This window comes from Hoeflea sp. TYP-13, assembly GCF_040932035.1.
Lineage (GTDB): Bacteria > Pseudomonadota > Alphaproteobacteria > Rhizobiales > Rhizobiaceae > Hoeflea_A.
Map to the genome: position 1 here is coordinate 272933 of NZ_JBFRBB010000002.1, position 13487 is coordinate 286419.

Consider the following 13487-nt stretch of genomic DNA (forward strand, 5'->3'; position numbering starts at 1 on the left):
AATCAGGCGGCCTCGAATGCGATGGAAACCGCGTAGTCCTTCGCTGCCTGACGGCGGAAATCGAGGTTCATGCGTTCAACCAGTGTCAGCAACTCCGCAATAGGCGAGCCGTCCCCTGCATAGGCATAGTGCTCGATCAGCGCTTCTGTGATCCGCAGAGCATTAGGGCTTGTCTGGGACCGTGTCGCATCGCGCCACAACAATGTTGCAGTTACAAAAACCTCGCCAACAGCGCTTTCGATGCCACCGGACGTGTATAGCGCGTGTATCGCATTGCGCCTTCCATCGACGAGAATTCCGCGCACCCGGTTGTCATGAACGCCCGCCACGGAACCGATGGCCGCGGCAAAAAAGTCTATGTTTCCGATACACAGCGTATGCATCAGAAATGCCGGCGTCAGCTTGCCGGCGATGCGCAAATGCTCCACCAGTGCTGGAATTTCATCGCCACCAATGTTTCCCGCAAGATGAAGTGTTGCTGTTTGACAGGCATCCCGCGTTATGCGCTGGATGCGGCTACGGCCTACAATACCTGCAACAAACTGCGATCCTGCGAGTGCATCGCCAACCTTCACGATCAGGGCATGGCGAACGTCACATGGCAGGTCCGAGCGCTCTAGCAGCCTTGCCCGGATGTCCGGCTCATTTCCAAATCGCTCGGTGATCCTGCGAAGCGTGACCTTGGCAATACACGCTGAAAAATTATCGAGCATCTCGCTGACCGGAACCAGCCCGGCCACCTCTGCCAGCGCCGCGCAAACAGCCGGCCTGAGTTCATGACGCATTGCTATCGCTCTTTGGATACCCGGCCTTCCATCGGCGGCCAAATCGACAAGGTCCTGGTCCTTGAGGATTGGCGAGCAACATACGACGATGCCCGCAACATCCAGTTGATCCCGCGCCAGTCCGTGGATGACCGCACGCGGCGCCTTGTCGCTGGTTGCCAGGGCCTCGGCCAGTGCCTGCCTCACCATCGGAGACGGATCGTCCAGCAGCAATGCCATCGCGGCTTCGGCCGCTCGCGTTTCATCTATGGAGAGTTCGCTGAGTGCAAAGGCCCTTGCCAGGGCATTCGCGGCGCGAGCCCTGTCGCGTGCTCCCGCCGTTTCCGACCACTGTATAAACTTCCTGACGATCATCTAAAAATTCCGCGATCCCTGCTTCATTGTGCTGACCTTATGAGCAAAAGGTTTACGATCGGTTCACCATATCCGTTAACCGCTTGCAGCCTGCGAACCCCTCGCCTATTTTGCCCGCGAAATGGAGGGACCCGAATGCCAGGACTTTATTTGCAGGAGTTTTCACCGGGACAGGTTTTTCAGCACGAGCTTCGAAGAACCATTACCGAGAATGACAACATGCTGTTTTCCAACATGACGCTCAACCCGCAGCCCCTGCACATAGATTTCGACTTTTCGTCTAAAACCGAATGGGGAAAACCTCTTGTCAACTCTTTGTTTACATTGGGTTTATTGATTGGAATATCCGTCAACGACACAACAATGGGCACAACGATCGGCAACCTGGGAATGACAGATGTCCTGTTTCCGCATCCCATGTTCCACGGCGACACGCTGCGGGTGGAGACAGAGGTCATCTCGGTTCGTGAATCGAAATCCAAACCCGATCGCGGCATCGTTGAGTTCGAACATCGCGGTTACAATCAGCACGACGCCCTTGTTGCAAGCTGCCGCCGCCAGGCAATGATGCGAAAGAAGGTGGATTAAAGGTGCGTTCTTATCTCTTTGTACCAGGTGATTCGGAGCGAAAGCTGGAAAAATCGCTTTCCAGCGGTGCCGACTGTCTGCTGATCGATTTGGAAGATTCGGTATCCCTGTCACAAAAACCCGCAGCGCGACAACTGACGCGCGACTTCATTGAAGCAGAGCGTAAGAAACAATCTGCTGATACGCCCAAGCTGGTCGTCCGTGTCAATCCGCTGGGAAGCGATATGACCGATGACGATCTGGCAGCGATTGTCGGCGCACGGCCGGACGGCGTTCTTCTGCCGAAATCGGAAAGTGGAGCACATGTCCAGCAGCTCTCCGCAATGATTGCCGTCCACGAAGCGGAGGCAGGTATTGCCGAAGGTGAGACGGAAATTCATGCTCTCGTTACCGAAACGGCGAAGGGAGCGCTGAACGCCGGCACTTATGAAGGCGCGTCAAACCGGCTCAAAAGCCTATCGTGGGGCGGAGAGGATCTTTCTGCCGATATCGGTGTAGAATCCAACCGCACGGACGACGGCCGTTATACGGACCTGTTTCGATATGCCAGAACGCTCACACTGCTGGGTGCCGCCACGGCCGGAGTTGAAGCCGTCGATACTGTCTATGTGGATTTTCGCAATGCCGACGGGCTGGAACAGGAATGCCGTGAAGCGGTTCGAGACGGGTTTTCCGGCAAGATGGCCATTCACCCGTCGCAGGTCGACATCATCAATCGTGTCTTCACACCGTCCGACGCGGCAATCGGCAAGGCAAAGCGCATTGTCAAACTGTTTGATGAAGCCGGCGATGATGTCGGTGTGCTCAGCCTGGACGGCCAGATGATTGACAGACCGCACCTAAGGCAGGCGTTGAAGATATTGGAACGGGCAAAGTCAGCCGGGCTTGGTTGATTTCAGGCTTCGTCTTCCCATGTCGGACGAACCATTTCGAACGTTTCTGCGCCGTGGCTGTAGTCGCGATACCCCAAACGCGCCAGCGGCGCGGCCTTTGCCATGTCGATCTTACCGTCCGTGACGATGTGCGGATCGATATGGATGCCGACGACCTGCCCGATGACCAGTATATATCCGGATTCAGTGCCTGAAATTGTCTTCGGCCGAAAGATATCCACGACCTTGCATTCGAGCGCGGCAAACGCTTCACCGACATGAGGTGCTGAGATCAATCTGCCTGGTTTTGCGGTCAGCCCGGCATAGTCGAACTCGTCGATATGCGGCGGTGCGCTGATGGAACTGGCGTTCATTTTATCGGCAAGCGTCAAACTGGCAAGGCTTGCGGAAAACTCGCCGGTCGCCTCCACATTGGTAACGCTGTCCTTGCGCCCGTCCGAGGCAAACATGATCATCTTCGGATTGTCGCCAATCGCATTGAAAAATGAATAGGGAGCCAGATTGGGCGTACCGTCGGCAGCCAGTGTGCCGATCCAGCCGATCGGCCGCGGAGATACGAGTGCCTTGAACGGATCGTGCCGCAGACCGTGCTCATTCGAGTGCGCTTCGTAAAACATGCAGTGCTTGCTCCCCGTGTGCCCTGCCACTACTTATAAATGGTGAGAGCCGACGCATATACCGGCTGGTTGGAGGGAGCAAGCATGTTCAGTCACGGTCAGATCTGGTGGAACGAACTGACGACACGCAATGCGGGGCGGGCGATGGAATTTTATGGCAACGCCTTCGATTGGACATTCGATGCCATGCCGACCGAAACCGGGGACACCTATTGGCTATGCAAATCGGGTGATGATGTCGTCGCTGGAATACTGACGATGCAGGAACCATATTTCGACGACATTCCCGATCACTGGTTCACCTACTTCGCGGTAGACGATATCGATATACGCATCGAAGAAGCGCTCGCGGCAGGCGGAACGCTGCGGCGCCCTGCTTTCGAAGTACCCGGAATTGGCCGCATCGCAATCGTTGCCGATCCGAATGGAGCCGTCTCCGGCTGGATGACCCCGGCATCGCAACGCAAATGACCAGGGGCCGGATTATTCAACCCAACTCGTAATGGCGTTCACATCCGGACGCGGCCGCTCGCTCGGAGGCACCGTAGGCGTGCCGACATGGATGAAACCGGCAATGCGTTCGTCCCGGTCAACGCCAAGCACTTCAAGTGCATTGGCGTCGAAACTGAGCCACTCGGTGAGCCAGTTGGCTGCATAGCCGTAAGCGTTTGCAGCCATGAACAGATTGAGACACACGGCGCCTGCCGACATGACCTGCTCCCATTCGGGGATCTTTGGATGTTCGGCAGCGGTGCTGATAACGGCAATGACGACCGGTGCGCGTGTCAGCCGCGTCTCTTCCTGCCTCCGGCGCTCATCCGGCATATCCGGGTCGTTTTTCAGGGCGATCTCAGCCAATTGAGAACCAATCCGCTGGCGCGCTTCTCCCGAAAATACGATGAAACGCCAGGGCGCCAGCTTGCCGTGATCGGGAACGCGCGTTGCAAGCGACAGCATCTTTTGAATGGTTTTTCTGTCCGGCCCGGGACCGCTCATGACATTTGCCGGGATCGACCGTCGTGTTTCAAGATAGGCTTTCAATGCTTGATTCATCACTATACCCTTGTCATATGCGGATTCTTGGCCTTGAAAATGCCATTTGCATCGGTTTGAAACGAGTGACAAGCATTAATGGAACATCGATGAGACTTTTCGGGCTCAACATATCTATTTCAGCCGCGGCGGCACTGTTCCTGGCCTTGTCTTTCGATGCAACGGCTCAGAACACCACACCGGTTGACAATGCCATACCGCTCGATCTGCCGGGGCTTACCGAATTCGCCCCGACGGGCGAGGTTCCAAATGTCGGCATTACGTCCCAACAGTTGCGCAATGTGGAACTCGATGCCCGCCTTGTGGAGGGCAGCGCTCCGCTCGAGCACGGTCTCGTGTGGCGTATTTACCATCCGGTTCCGGGCCAGGACGGCAAACTGCCCATATTGGCAACTTCCGAGGGTGGTTCGGCGCTTATATCGATGGAGCCTGGTGAGTACTTCGTCCACGTGGCGTTCGGCCTGGCTGGCGTAACACGAAAACTCACCGTACCGATCGATGGACCGGTCGATACGCAAGACTTCATCTTGAATGCGGGTGGGCTTGTCCTCAATGCCATTTCCGGCAACGACGTACGCATCGCGCCCGCAAAGCTGAAATTCTCAATCTATTCGGAAGAGCGTGACGCAAATGAACAGCGTCAGCTGATCATTGCCGACGTCAGGCCAAACCAGATCGTGCGTCTGAATGACGGAATCTATCACGTCGTTTCGGAATACGGTTCGGTCAATGCGGTGATCCGCTCCGACCTGGCGGTATCTGCGGGCAAATTGACTGAAGCCACCATTCAGCATAGGGCAGCCCAGATTACGCTGAAACTTGTTGCCGAGGAAGGCGGCGAGGCCATTGCCGACACGGCATGGTCGATCACCAATTCCGCCGGTGACCTGATCAGTGAGAGCGTGGGCGCCTTCCCTTCCCTTGTACTCGCTGAAGGCGACTACACCGCCATTGCACGGCACAAGGAACAGCTCTTCCGGCGTGACTTCAAGGTTGCGGCTGGCTTCAACTACGACGTTGAAGTCTTACTTCAGTAGAGCGCTGGACAATACCCTCTGTCGCGCAAATCAGCCTCACTCAAACCGACGAATCTGTACCTATGGTTGCTGCGCCAGCTTCCTGACAAAGCACCGCTTTGAACCAAAATTTCCCGTGAATTCGCCGCCAGCGTAATGCCGCGCGTTTTGAGGTTTGCTACCGCGTGTCACAAAACTTGATTGCCGAATGGCCAGATTGCGGCATCAGAGCGACGCAATCGCCATAGTTTAGGCCGAAACTTGTTCTTCGTTTGACGTTAAGGCGGCAAACGGTCGCGTCGAATGGAACAGGGCGGTGTTTTGAGACTGGGCTTCAGCCTAGTTGATTCTCACTAAATATACAATCTCCGGAGGTCTCGGCAACGGAGAGCTTGTGGACAAGAATAGGGCGTCAAGCCCAGGTCTGCTCGTCTCGAGTATTGCCAATAATATTTATATTATAACTTTCCGAAAGTCGAAGGTTAGTAAATTATGTATAAAGTATTTGATAGTAATGATAAATATTCCAAAAACCTCAACAGAACAACAAACGCGAGGTTGCTGCAAAAACGTATTAGGTTAGTCCACCCGAATTACCAGCAGCACATCAACAAGACACGCACACCCCAGTTCCGTTGGACAGATGATGCGGATGAAAATATTGATATTCCTGACTTCCTTCTCAAGGAGCCGCAAACTGCCAAGGAAAGCAAAAAGAAAACCCGCAAGGTCGGCCTTGGAATAATATTTGCCGGCACATTTTTATTATCATTCTGCGGTGTGTTTCTGTTTTCGCATTATCTGCCGACGGATGCCACACAGTTCCTGGGGGAGTTTCGCCCTCAACCGACACCGACTACCGTACTTGCTGACACCGGCTCCGAACAGACAGCATCCGAGAATTTGGAAACGGCTCCGGAACAAACAGCAGCCGTTACTGCATCCAAAGCACCCGGCACAATTTCAGCAACGCCCCTGATGCCGACCATGCTGAAAATCAAGCAGGGTCAATATCAAATACCGACAACCCGTCCTGATCAGAAAAACGGTCAACTTCAGCCCGTTACTTTGGACACTTTCCTGATTGCGACAACCGAGGTCACCAGAGGTCAGTGGAAAGCCTGTGCGGATGGAGGGGCCTGTTCGATCGACGGCTTTCCAAATCAGTATTTCGACCAAAACAAGCTCTCGTTACCGATCACATCCGTTACCACCGAACAGATGATGATGTTCATCGACTGGATAAACACCAAGCGCGCGCCAGGAGAACCTCCGTTTCGGTTGCCGCTTGAAGCGGAATGGGTTGTCGCTGCACGCGGCGGAAGCGACGATCACAGCAACTTTGCCTGGGGCCAGGATTTCGATGCAGCAAAAATTCGGTCCTCGGACATGCTGATCCCGGTAGACTACCGCGAACCGGTAAACGGACTGTTCGGCATGTCGGACAATGCCGCGGAGCGTGTTTCAGGATGCTGGATCATGGAACAGGCCGACGGGCGTTGCTATCGCAATCTCGGTATCGTGCGTGGACCCGTTCCAGGCAAAATCAACGGGCAGTCGGCCAATCTGTCCCATCGCGCCAGCCGCGCTTTGAACATCCGTTACGAAAACATTGGTTTCCGCCTAGCTCAATAACCCATCACCAGGAGCATTCCGTGCATATCATTTCCCATCGATTTTTTAGCCTGATAGCGGCGGTGGCCATGGCTATCCCGCTGGCATTAGGCATCAAAATACCGGTTTCCGCAGCAGCCGTGGCCTGCAATAATTCTGTTCAGGAATACTACGTCAGTTCTGGTGATACGTTGTCAAAAATTGCGGGCATTGCCTTCGGCGATCCGAAGCAGTGGCCGCGCATTTTCGAATACCCCGGAAACGCAAGGGCAATCGGCAAAAACCCGAATCTCCTGGTGATTGGAACACCGCTGCGAATTCCACCCTGCCCCGGATCTGTTCAGGAAATTCCGAAAGAGGCCGCACCGGCTCAGACCGCCAAAAAGTCAAGAAACAAAATTCCGTTTAAAATTTACGTGGTAACAGGGGATGACTGGCCACCCTATGTCTCCACCGATTGGCCAAACGGCGGCATGGCAACGGTAATCGTTGAAGCGGCTTTTGAAGCAGCCGGCATGAGTGACGACGTCGAAATTCACTATGTGAACGACTGGAGTGCCCAACTCGAAACACTCACCAAGACAAACCGCTACCAGCTGACATTCCCGTGGTACTATCCGAAGATGGATTTCTGGCAGACCTGTGACCGCCTGCCGAAGCCCATGCAAATCCGCTGCGAATATGCCCACTCCAATCCCATTGCCAATGTAACGCTTGCGTTTTTCAAGGAAAATGGCCGGGCCGACCTTGCAGGCGAAACCATAGAAAGCATGAACAAGAAGCGTCTATGCCGCCCTAAAGGTTATTCCACATTCGAACTGGTCGAAAACGGCATCACCGTGGACAATCTTCACATCGAGCTTTCGCCGAAGGATTGCTTTCAGCGCCTTCTTGAAGGGGTTGTCGACTATGTGCTGCTGAACCGGTTCACCGGCCTTGCAGTTGCCGCGGAGATGGGAATTGGAAGTCGCGTCGAGATGGCGGATATTTCGATTGCCAGCCCGATTCACATACTTGCCTACAAGAACAATCCGCTTGAAACGGTTCAGATCCTCGACGATTTCAACGTCGGCCTCGAAACAATCATTGATAACGGCACCTACGGCCAGATCATTTCCTACTTCAATGACGAGTTCACCAGGCGGCTTGCTAAACAATAGGATGTGTTGACCGCATTCTTGCAATAGAAGCGCTGTCCTTCAACGCCAGACAGCCGGCATCATCACCGATCTTTCGTTGATGCCGGTCTGGTTACCTGACACACGCCGCTCCAGGAGCGGCGTGCAGGTCCAGCGCGTCCATTTACGGGCATCAGGACGACAACAGCGGTCATCTTTGAGCCCTCCAGTTTAACCGAAGTGGCAGCCCGAAACGGCGCACACATTGAAGTTTCGGATGCCGATTTTATCGCCAACCCCAGAATTAGGAGCCTGCCGTGAATTTTAAGTTTCCCCGACTAACAAGTCTTTCAGCAGCGTTTATCGTCGGTGCACAAATCGCCTGCATTGCCGGAACGCCTGCTTCGGCGAAACCCGCCGCCTGCAGCAGTTCAGTTCAAGGTTACAACATCGTCTCCGGCGATACATTGTCGAAAATTGCCATGGCGGCCTTTGGCGATTCATTGCAGTGGCCGCGCATCTTCGAATATCCCGGCAATGTGGAGGCGATCGGAAAAAATCCGGACCTTTTGCTCATAGGAACGCCAATCAGCATTCCGCCCTGCCCCGGTTCCGTTCAAAGCCTTCCGGAAACGATGGTCAAAACAAAAGCCGGCCAGCCAACAACACTCTACGTGATCACCGGCGACAACTGGCCGCCCTACACGTCCACGGATTGGCCGAATAACGGCATGGCGACGGCTATCATTCAGGCCGCCTTCGACGCATCTGACATCGGCGCCAATGTCGAGATCGACATTATCGATGACTGGAACGCACAGGTCAAAAGCCTGGTCAAGAAGGACCGCTATCAGATGACCTTTCCATGGGCCATGCCGAACATGGATTTCTGGAAGTCCTGCGATCGCCTTCCGGAACCCATGCAAATTCGCTGCGAGTACAGCAAATCTGAGCCGATTGCCAATACCACACAGGCCTTTTTTGTGGAGGCAGGCCGATCTGACCTGAACGACACGTCCTTGGAAGACGTCAAGAAGAGGAGGATCTGCAGGCCGAAGGGCTACTCGACATTCGACATGGTTGAAGCAGGATTCTCCATAGAACACCTGGTCGTGGGCAATTCACCGCAGGACTGTTTTCAGCGCCTCCTGGAGGGTAAAGCCGACTATGTTGCTCTGAATCGCTTTGTCGGCGACGCTGTCGCCCATGAGATGGGAATCAGCGACAATGTCAAAATGTCCGACTTTTCGGTGACCGGCACACTCCATCTCCTTGCCTACGCGACTAACACCGAATCGAACCGGTATCTCGATGAGTTCAATGTCGGCCTCGACAGGATTATCGAGAACGGCACCTATGCTCAGATCATTTCTTTCTTTAATGATGAGTTCAGCCGGCGGCTTGCGAACCAATAGGACACTTTGGAGATGGTCGTCGGGACGGGCGGTATACCATTTGCCGGTGTCGCCTGGCCCGTTTCCGACCGGCCGACAATCTGATCCGCGGGAACACTCGGTCTCTCCGGGTGTCTCCCGGGTTAAACTTCGGCAGACAAGCACGGCACAAGGGCTGTAATTCTGACTGGACTTCCAAGTTGTCCCCAGTCTCAAATACGATTTTGTGATATCACTGCGGCAGATGAACCAAATATATGAATGACCGTGCCAGAAAAATTCCCGCTTTCGTACGTGCGGCGACCAAAACGGTTGTCCTGTGTGTGCTTGCGGTACTCGCCATCCTCGCCATTTATCTCGGCGCCGCGGTAACCGGCACGGTCTGGACCGCCAGTCCCGACGAAAACACAGCCTCGGGCGGTCAAATTACCGTTTACGTTCTGTCCAACGGTTTCCACAGCGATATCGCCATTCCGGTTCTTAATGGCCGGCCGCCGAATGGAATACCGGTTTCGGAGGCGGACCTGCCGGGCGGATTGCAGAACACACAGTACCTTGTCATCGGCTGGGGGTCACAGACAGCATATACAAGCCTGCTGGCGCTTTCCGATCTTACAGCCGGGATCGTTTTCAAGGCGTTGCTGTTCGACCGGTCGGTGATGCATGTTCTGCCGGTCGCAGGAACGCCCTATGGCGACGGCATCTATCGCCTGGAGCTCGACGACGCCCAATATCGCCGGCTCGTCCGGTTTATTGCTGAAACATTCAAGACAAATGGCGCCGGCAATGCGGAACTGCTGACAGGCATAACCCAGGGATTTGGCGATGTCTTCTACCGGGCCCGACCGCGCTTCAGCGCCTTTTACGGCTGCAACGCCTGGACCGGGCATGCCTTGCGTGCAGCCGGTGTGCCTGTCGGCCGCTGGACACCGTTCGCTCAGTCCATCGAATGGAACATGACCCGGCTGCAATCAGGCAATTAGTATCCTGAACCTGAAGTTCGTCATTATGCAGCACACGCGTGACGAACTTCAGATCCACAGCACTAGTCGGTGCGCTGATCGGGCGGCGTTGCCTCGTCGGAAAGGGCGGCAACGGCCTCCTCAAGCGTCATTGAGGTCTGATCGCGGCTTCCAAGCCGGCGCATGTTGACACTTCGCTCTTCCGCTTCGCGCATACCGCATACGAGAATGACCGGAACCTTGGTTACAGAGTGCTCCCTGACCTTGTAGTTGATCTTCTCGTTACGAAGGTCAGTCTCCACCTGCAGGCCGGCCTTTTTCAACGCCGCCGCTACTTCAAGTGCGTAGTCATCCGCTTCGGAGGTGATGGTTGCCACAACAACCTGAACCGGCGCGAACCAGAGCGGCATGTTACCGGCGTAGTTCTCGATCAAGATGCCGAGGAAGCGTTCCATCGAACCGCAGATCGCGCGGTGGACCATCACCGGCTGCTTCTTTTCAGAATCGCTGTCGATGTAAAACGCTCCAAAGCGTTCCGGCAGGTTGAAGTCCACCTGGGTGGTGCCGCACTGCCACTCACGGCCGATCGCATCCCGCAGGACATATTCGAATTTGGGACCGTAAAACGTTCCCTCGCCTTCGTTCACGCCGGTTTTGATGCGCCCTTCGGACTCGCGTTCGATCTGCCCGAGAATGTCGCTCAGAACCTCCTCGGCGTGATCCCACATTTCGTCCGTGCCAACCCTCTTTTCCGGACGGGTTGCCAGTTTGACGGTGATTTCGTCAAATCCGAAGTCGGCATAGGTCGTCAGGATCAGATCATTGATACGCAGGCATTCGGCGCGAAGCTGCTCTTCGGTGCAAAAGACATGCGCATCGTCCTGCGTAAACGCCCGCACACGCATGAGGCCATGCAGCGCGCCCGACGGCTCGTACCGATGCACTGCGCCGAATTCCGCAAGTTTTACAGGAAGTTCCCTGTAACTCTTAAGGCCGTTTTTGAATATCTGAACATGCCCCGGGCAGTTCATTGGCTTGAGTGCGAAAACCCGGTCATCTTCGGTTTGGGTGACGAACATGTTCTCGCGATACCAGTCCCAGTGACCGGACGTTTCCCAAAGGGCCTTGTCCAGCACCTGCGGCGCATTCACCTCGTCATAGCCATGCTCATCCAGGCGCCGGCGCATGTAATTGACGAGATTCTGGAACATCCGCCAGCCCTTGGCATGCCAGAAGACCACGCCCGGCCCCTCTTCCTGGAAATGGAAAAGATCCATTTCTCGGCCGAGACGGCGATGGTCGCGTTTTTCGGCTTCAGCAAGCATATGCAGATAGGCATCAAGCTGTTTCTGGTCTGCCCAAGCAGTGCCGTAGATGCGGGTCAGCATCGCATTGTTTGAATCGCCGCGCCAATAGGCGCCGGCCACCGACATCAGTTTGAAAGCACTGCCGATTTGCCCGGTTGAAGCCATATGAGGGCCGCGGCACAGATCGAACCAGTCGCCCTGCCGGTATATCTTGACATCTTCACCTTCCGGGATCGCGTCGACCAGCTCAACCTTGTAGGCTTCGCCCATATCGGCAAAGGTCTCGCGCGCCTTGTCGCGCGACCACACGTCTTTGGTAAACGGCTTTTTGCGGGCAATGATCTCCCGCATCTTTTTTTCGATCTTCGGCAGGTCTTCAGGCGTGAACGGCTCGTCGCGGGCAAAATCGTAATAAAAGCCGTTATCGATGACCGGACCAATCGTGACCTGCGTGCCGGGATACAGCTCCTGGACCGCTTCAGCCATCACGTGGGCCGCATCGTGGCGGATCAGTTCCAACGCGCGCTGGTCGTCCCGGGTGAGGATTTCAACAGCACCATCGGCAATCGGATCGGAAAGATCGCGGACTTCGCCGTCAATGGCAATTGCAACAGCCTTTTTTGCCAGCGATTTGGAAATGCTTTCAGCTACCTCGCGCCCACTGGTGCCACCGGCGTATTCGCGGGTCGAGTCGTCCGGAAATTTGAGAGATACGGAATTGTCGAGCGATATGGAATCAGCCACTTTGTCGTCTCCTGTCCAGTCCCGCCAACGAATGCGGGTGGTTGATCATGCAAGGCTTTGGCCAAGCGCGCGCCTTTTAGCTTGCATAGGCAAATTTTGCAATGCGGAAGGGCTTTAAAGCCGAGGTTTTAGCCAGTATCGCCACGGCGCAGAAAATACCGCCACGGCGTAAACCAGTGAGCGTCCTCGGGCGGCGCGTCAGGTACCGGGTCGAATCCGTGCGTTCCGCCCGGACCGCAGCGGATGACCCGGAAAAACGTCATCCATCCGCCCGCCCAAAGCCCGTGGCGCGCAATCGCTTCGTAGCCGAATTCGGAACAGGTCGGCAAATGCCTGCAATTGTTGCCTACAAACCCGGACAGTGTCAGCTGGTAAATCCGGACAATCCCCATCCCAAGCAATCTGCCCGGCGTTTTACGGAAGGGGCCATTATAATTGCGGCCTCGCCTGCCGGAAACGGCGCGGGACTGGTCTGACTGGTTTTGAGAGCACATTTTGGGCCTCAGGCGGCAGCGCCGGCCCCGCGCTGTTCCTCAATCTGATTGATGGCGTCGACAACGGCATCGAACGTTAGCAGCGTAGAGGCATGACGGGCCTTATAATCGCGTACCGGCTCGAGGAACTGCAGATCCGAAAACCGCCCGTTCGGAGGCGGCCCGTTTTCTTTCAGCATCGCGATCATCTGCTGGCGGACATTGCGAAGTTCCGAGGTCGAGGCACCGATAATATTGTTCGCCATTATTGATGACGAAGCCTGGCCCAGCGCACAGGCCTTCACCTCATGGGCAAAATCGCTGACCGTGTCGCCGTCAAGCTTCAGCCAGACCTTGACGGTCGAGCCACACAATTTTGAATGCGCACGTGCACTGGCATCTGCGTCTTCGAGTGCTCCGATGCGGGGAATATTGCCTGCGAATTCAAGGATTTTGGCGTTGTAGACGTCGTCGATCATGCATTGATCCCGGAAAAATGTGTCAACCAGTCGGGCAAAAAAACGAAAACCGACGCCATAACGTCGCCATTTCGTTGGCTTTTGCGACTT

14 protein-coding genes are annotated in these 13487 nt (G+C 55.3%); 8 read left to right on the forward strand and 6 right to left on the reverse strand.

Annotation, left to right across the window (positions count from 1 at the left end):
- Positions 1-2: 2 nt before the first annotated feature.
- A complete protein-coding gene (locus ABVT35_RS11605) occupies positions 3-1139 on the reverse strand; it encodes a DUF2336 domain-containing protein (protein WP_368466608.1) in 1137 nt (378 codons plus the stop codon).
- Between the two features lie 135 nt (positions 1140-1274).
- Between ABVT35_RS11605 and ABVT35_RS11610 the strand changes: the two genes are divergently transcribed.
- Both ABVT35_RS11610 and ABVT35_RS11615 read left to right on the forward strand, forming a co-directional pair.
- Complete coding sequence (locus tag ABVT35_RS11610; protein WP_368466611.1) at positions 1275-1727, forward strand: MaoC family dehydratase; 453 nt, start codon at positions 1275-1277, stop codon at positions 1725-1727.
- 2 nt (positions 1728-1729) lie between these two features.
- A complete protein-coding gene (locus ABVT35_RS11615) occupies positions 1730-2620 on the forward strand; it encodes a CoA ester lyase (protein WP_368466612.1) in 891 nt (296 codons plus the stop codon).
- A 2-nt stretch (positions 2621-2622) separates the two neighbouring features.
- Here the strand turns inward: ABVT35_RS11615 and ABVT35_RS11620 are convergent, their stop codons facing one another.
- Positions 2623-3237 carry a flavin reductase family protein gene (locus ABVT35_RS11620; protein WP_368466615.1) on the reverse strand — a complete coding sequence of 205 codons (615 nt, stop codon included), beginning with the start codon at positions 3235-3237 and terminating at the stop codon, positions 2623-2625.
- A gap of 84 nt (positions 3238-3321) precedes the next feature.
- Here ABVT35_RS11620 and ABVT35_RS11625 point away from each other — a divergent pair, with 84 nt between their 5' ends.
- The gene (locus ABVT35_RS11625) at positions 3322-3708 is read left to right on the forward strand and encodes a VOC family protein (RefSeq protein ID WP_368466617.1); all 387 of its coding nucleotides are present in this window, start codon (positions 3322-3324) and stop codon (positions 3706-3708) included.
- 12 nt (positions 3709-3720) lie between these two features.
- On the opposite strand, the gene ABVT35_RS11630 is transcribed toward ABVT35_RS11625, so the two are convergent.
- Positions 3721-4290, reverse strand: coding sequence for a nitroreductase (locus ABVT35_RS11630; protein ID WP_368466619.1), 570 nt, complete (start codon positions 4288-4290; stop codon positions 3721-3723).
- A gap of 89 nt (positions 4291-4379) precedes the next feature.
- Here ABVT35_RS11630 and ABVT35_RS11635 point away from each other — a divergent pair, with 89 nt between their 5' ends.
- The 5 genes from ABVT35_RS11635 to ABVT35_RS11655 all read left to right on the forward strand — a co-directional run bounded on the left by ABVT35_RS11635 (position 4380) and on the right by ABVT35_RS11655 (position 10415).
- Positions 4380-5327 carry a hypothetical protein gene (locus tag ABVT35_RS11635; RefSeq protein ID WP_368466621.1) on the forward strand — a complete coding sequence of 316 codons (948 nt, stop codon included), beginning with the start codon at positions 4380-4382 and terminating at the stop codon, positions 5325-5327.
- A gap of 471 nt (positions 5328-5798) precedes the next feature.
- Positions 5799-6941, forward strand: a complete 1143-nt coding sequence (locus ABVT35_RS11640) for a formylglycine-generating enzyme family protein (protein ID WP_368466623.1) — start codon at positions 5799-5801, stop codon at positions 6939-6941.
- Positions 6942-7009: 68 nt separating this feature from the next.
- Positions 7010-8080 carry a hypothetical protein gene (locus tag ABVT35_RS11645; protein ID WP_368466625.1) on the forward strand — a complete coding sequence of 357 codons (1071 nt, stop codon included), beginning with the start codon at positions 7010-7012 and terminating at the stop codon, positions 8078-8080.
- A 275-nt stretch (positions 8081-8355) separates the two neighbouring features.
- Complete coding sequence (locus ABVT35_RS11650; RefSeq protein WP_368466627.1) at positions 8356-9453, forward strand: transporter substrate-binding domain-containing protein; 1098 nt, start codon at positions 8356-8358, stop codon at positions 9451-9453.
- 236 nt (positions 9454-9689) lie between these two features.
- Positions 9690-10415, forward strand: a complete 726-nt coding sequence (locus tag ABVT35_RS11655; RefSeq protein ID WP_368466629.1) for a TIGR02117 family protein — start codon at positions 9690-9692, stop codon at positions 10413-10415.
- A 62-nt stretch (positions 10416-10477) separates the two neighbouring features.
- Here the strand turns inward: ABVT35_RS11655 and thrS are convergent, their stop codons facing one another.
- From thrS to ABVT35_RS11670, 3 genes are all read right to left on the reverse strand, one after another.
- The gene (gene thrS / locus ABVT35_RS11660; RefSeq protein ID WP_368466631.1) at positions 10478-12445 is read right to left on the reverse strand and encodes a threonine--tRNA ligase; all 1968 of its coding nucleotides are present in this window, start codon (positions 12443-12445) and stop codon (positions 10478-10480) included.
- A gap of 128 nt (positions 12446-12573) precedes the next feature.
- Positions 12574-12939 carry a membrane protein insertion efficiency factor YidD gene (gene yidD, locus ABVT35_RS11665; RefSeq protein ID WP_368466633.1) on the reverse strand — a complete coding sequence of 122 codons (366 nt, stop codon included), beginning with the start codon at positions 12937-12939 and terminating at the stop codon, positions 12574-12576.
- An 8-nt stretch (positions 12940-12947) separates the two neighbouring features.
- Positions 12948-13397 (reverse strand): iron-sulfur cluster assembly scaffold protein, encoded by a 450-nt coding sequence (locus ABVT35_RS11670; RefSeq protein WP_368466635.1) that lies wholly within the window; start codon positions 13395-13397, stop codon positions 12948-12950.
- Between the last annotated feature and the right edge of the window lie 90 nt (positions 13398-13487).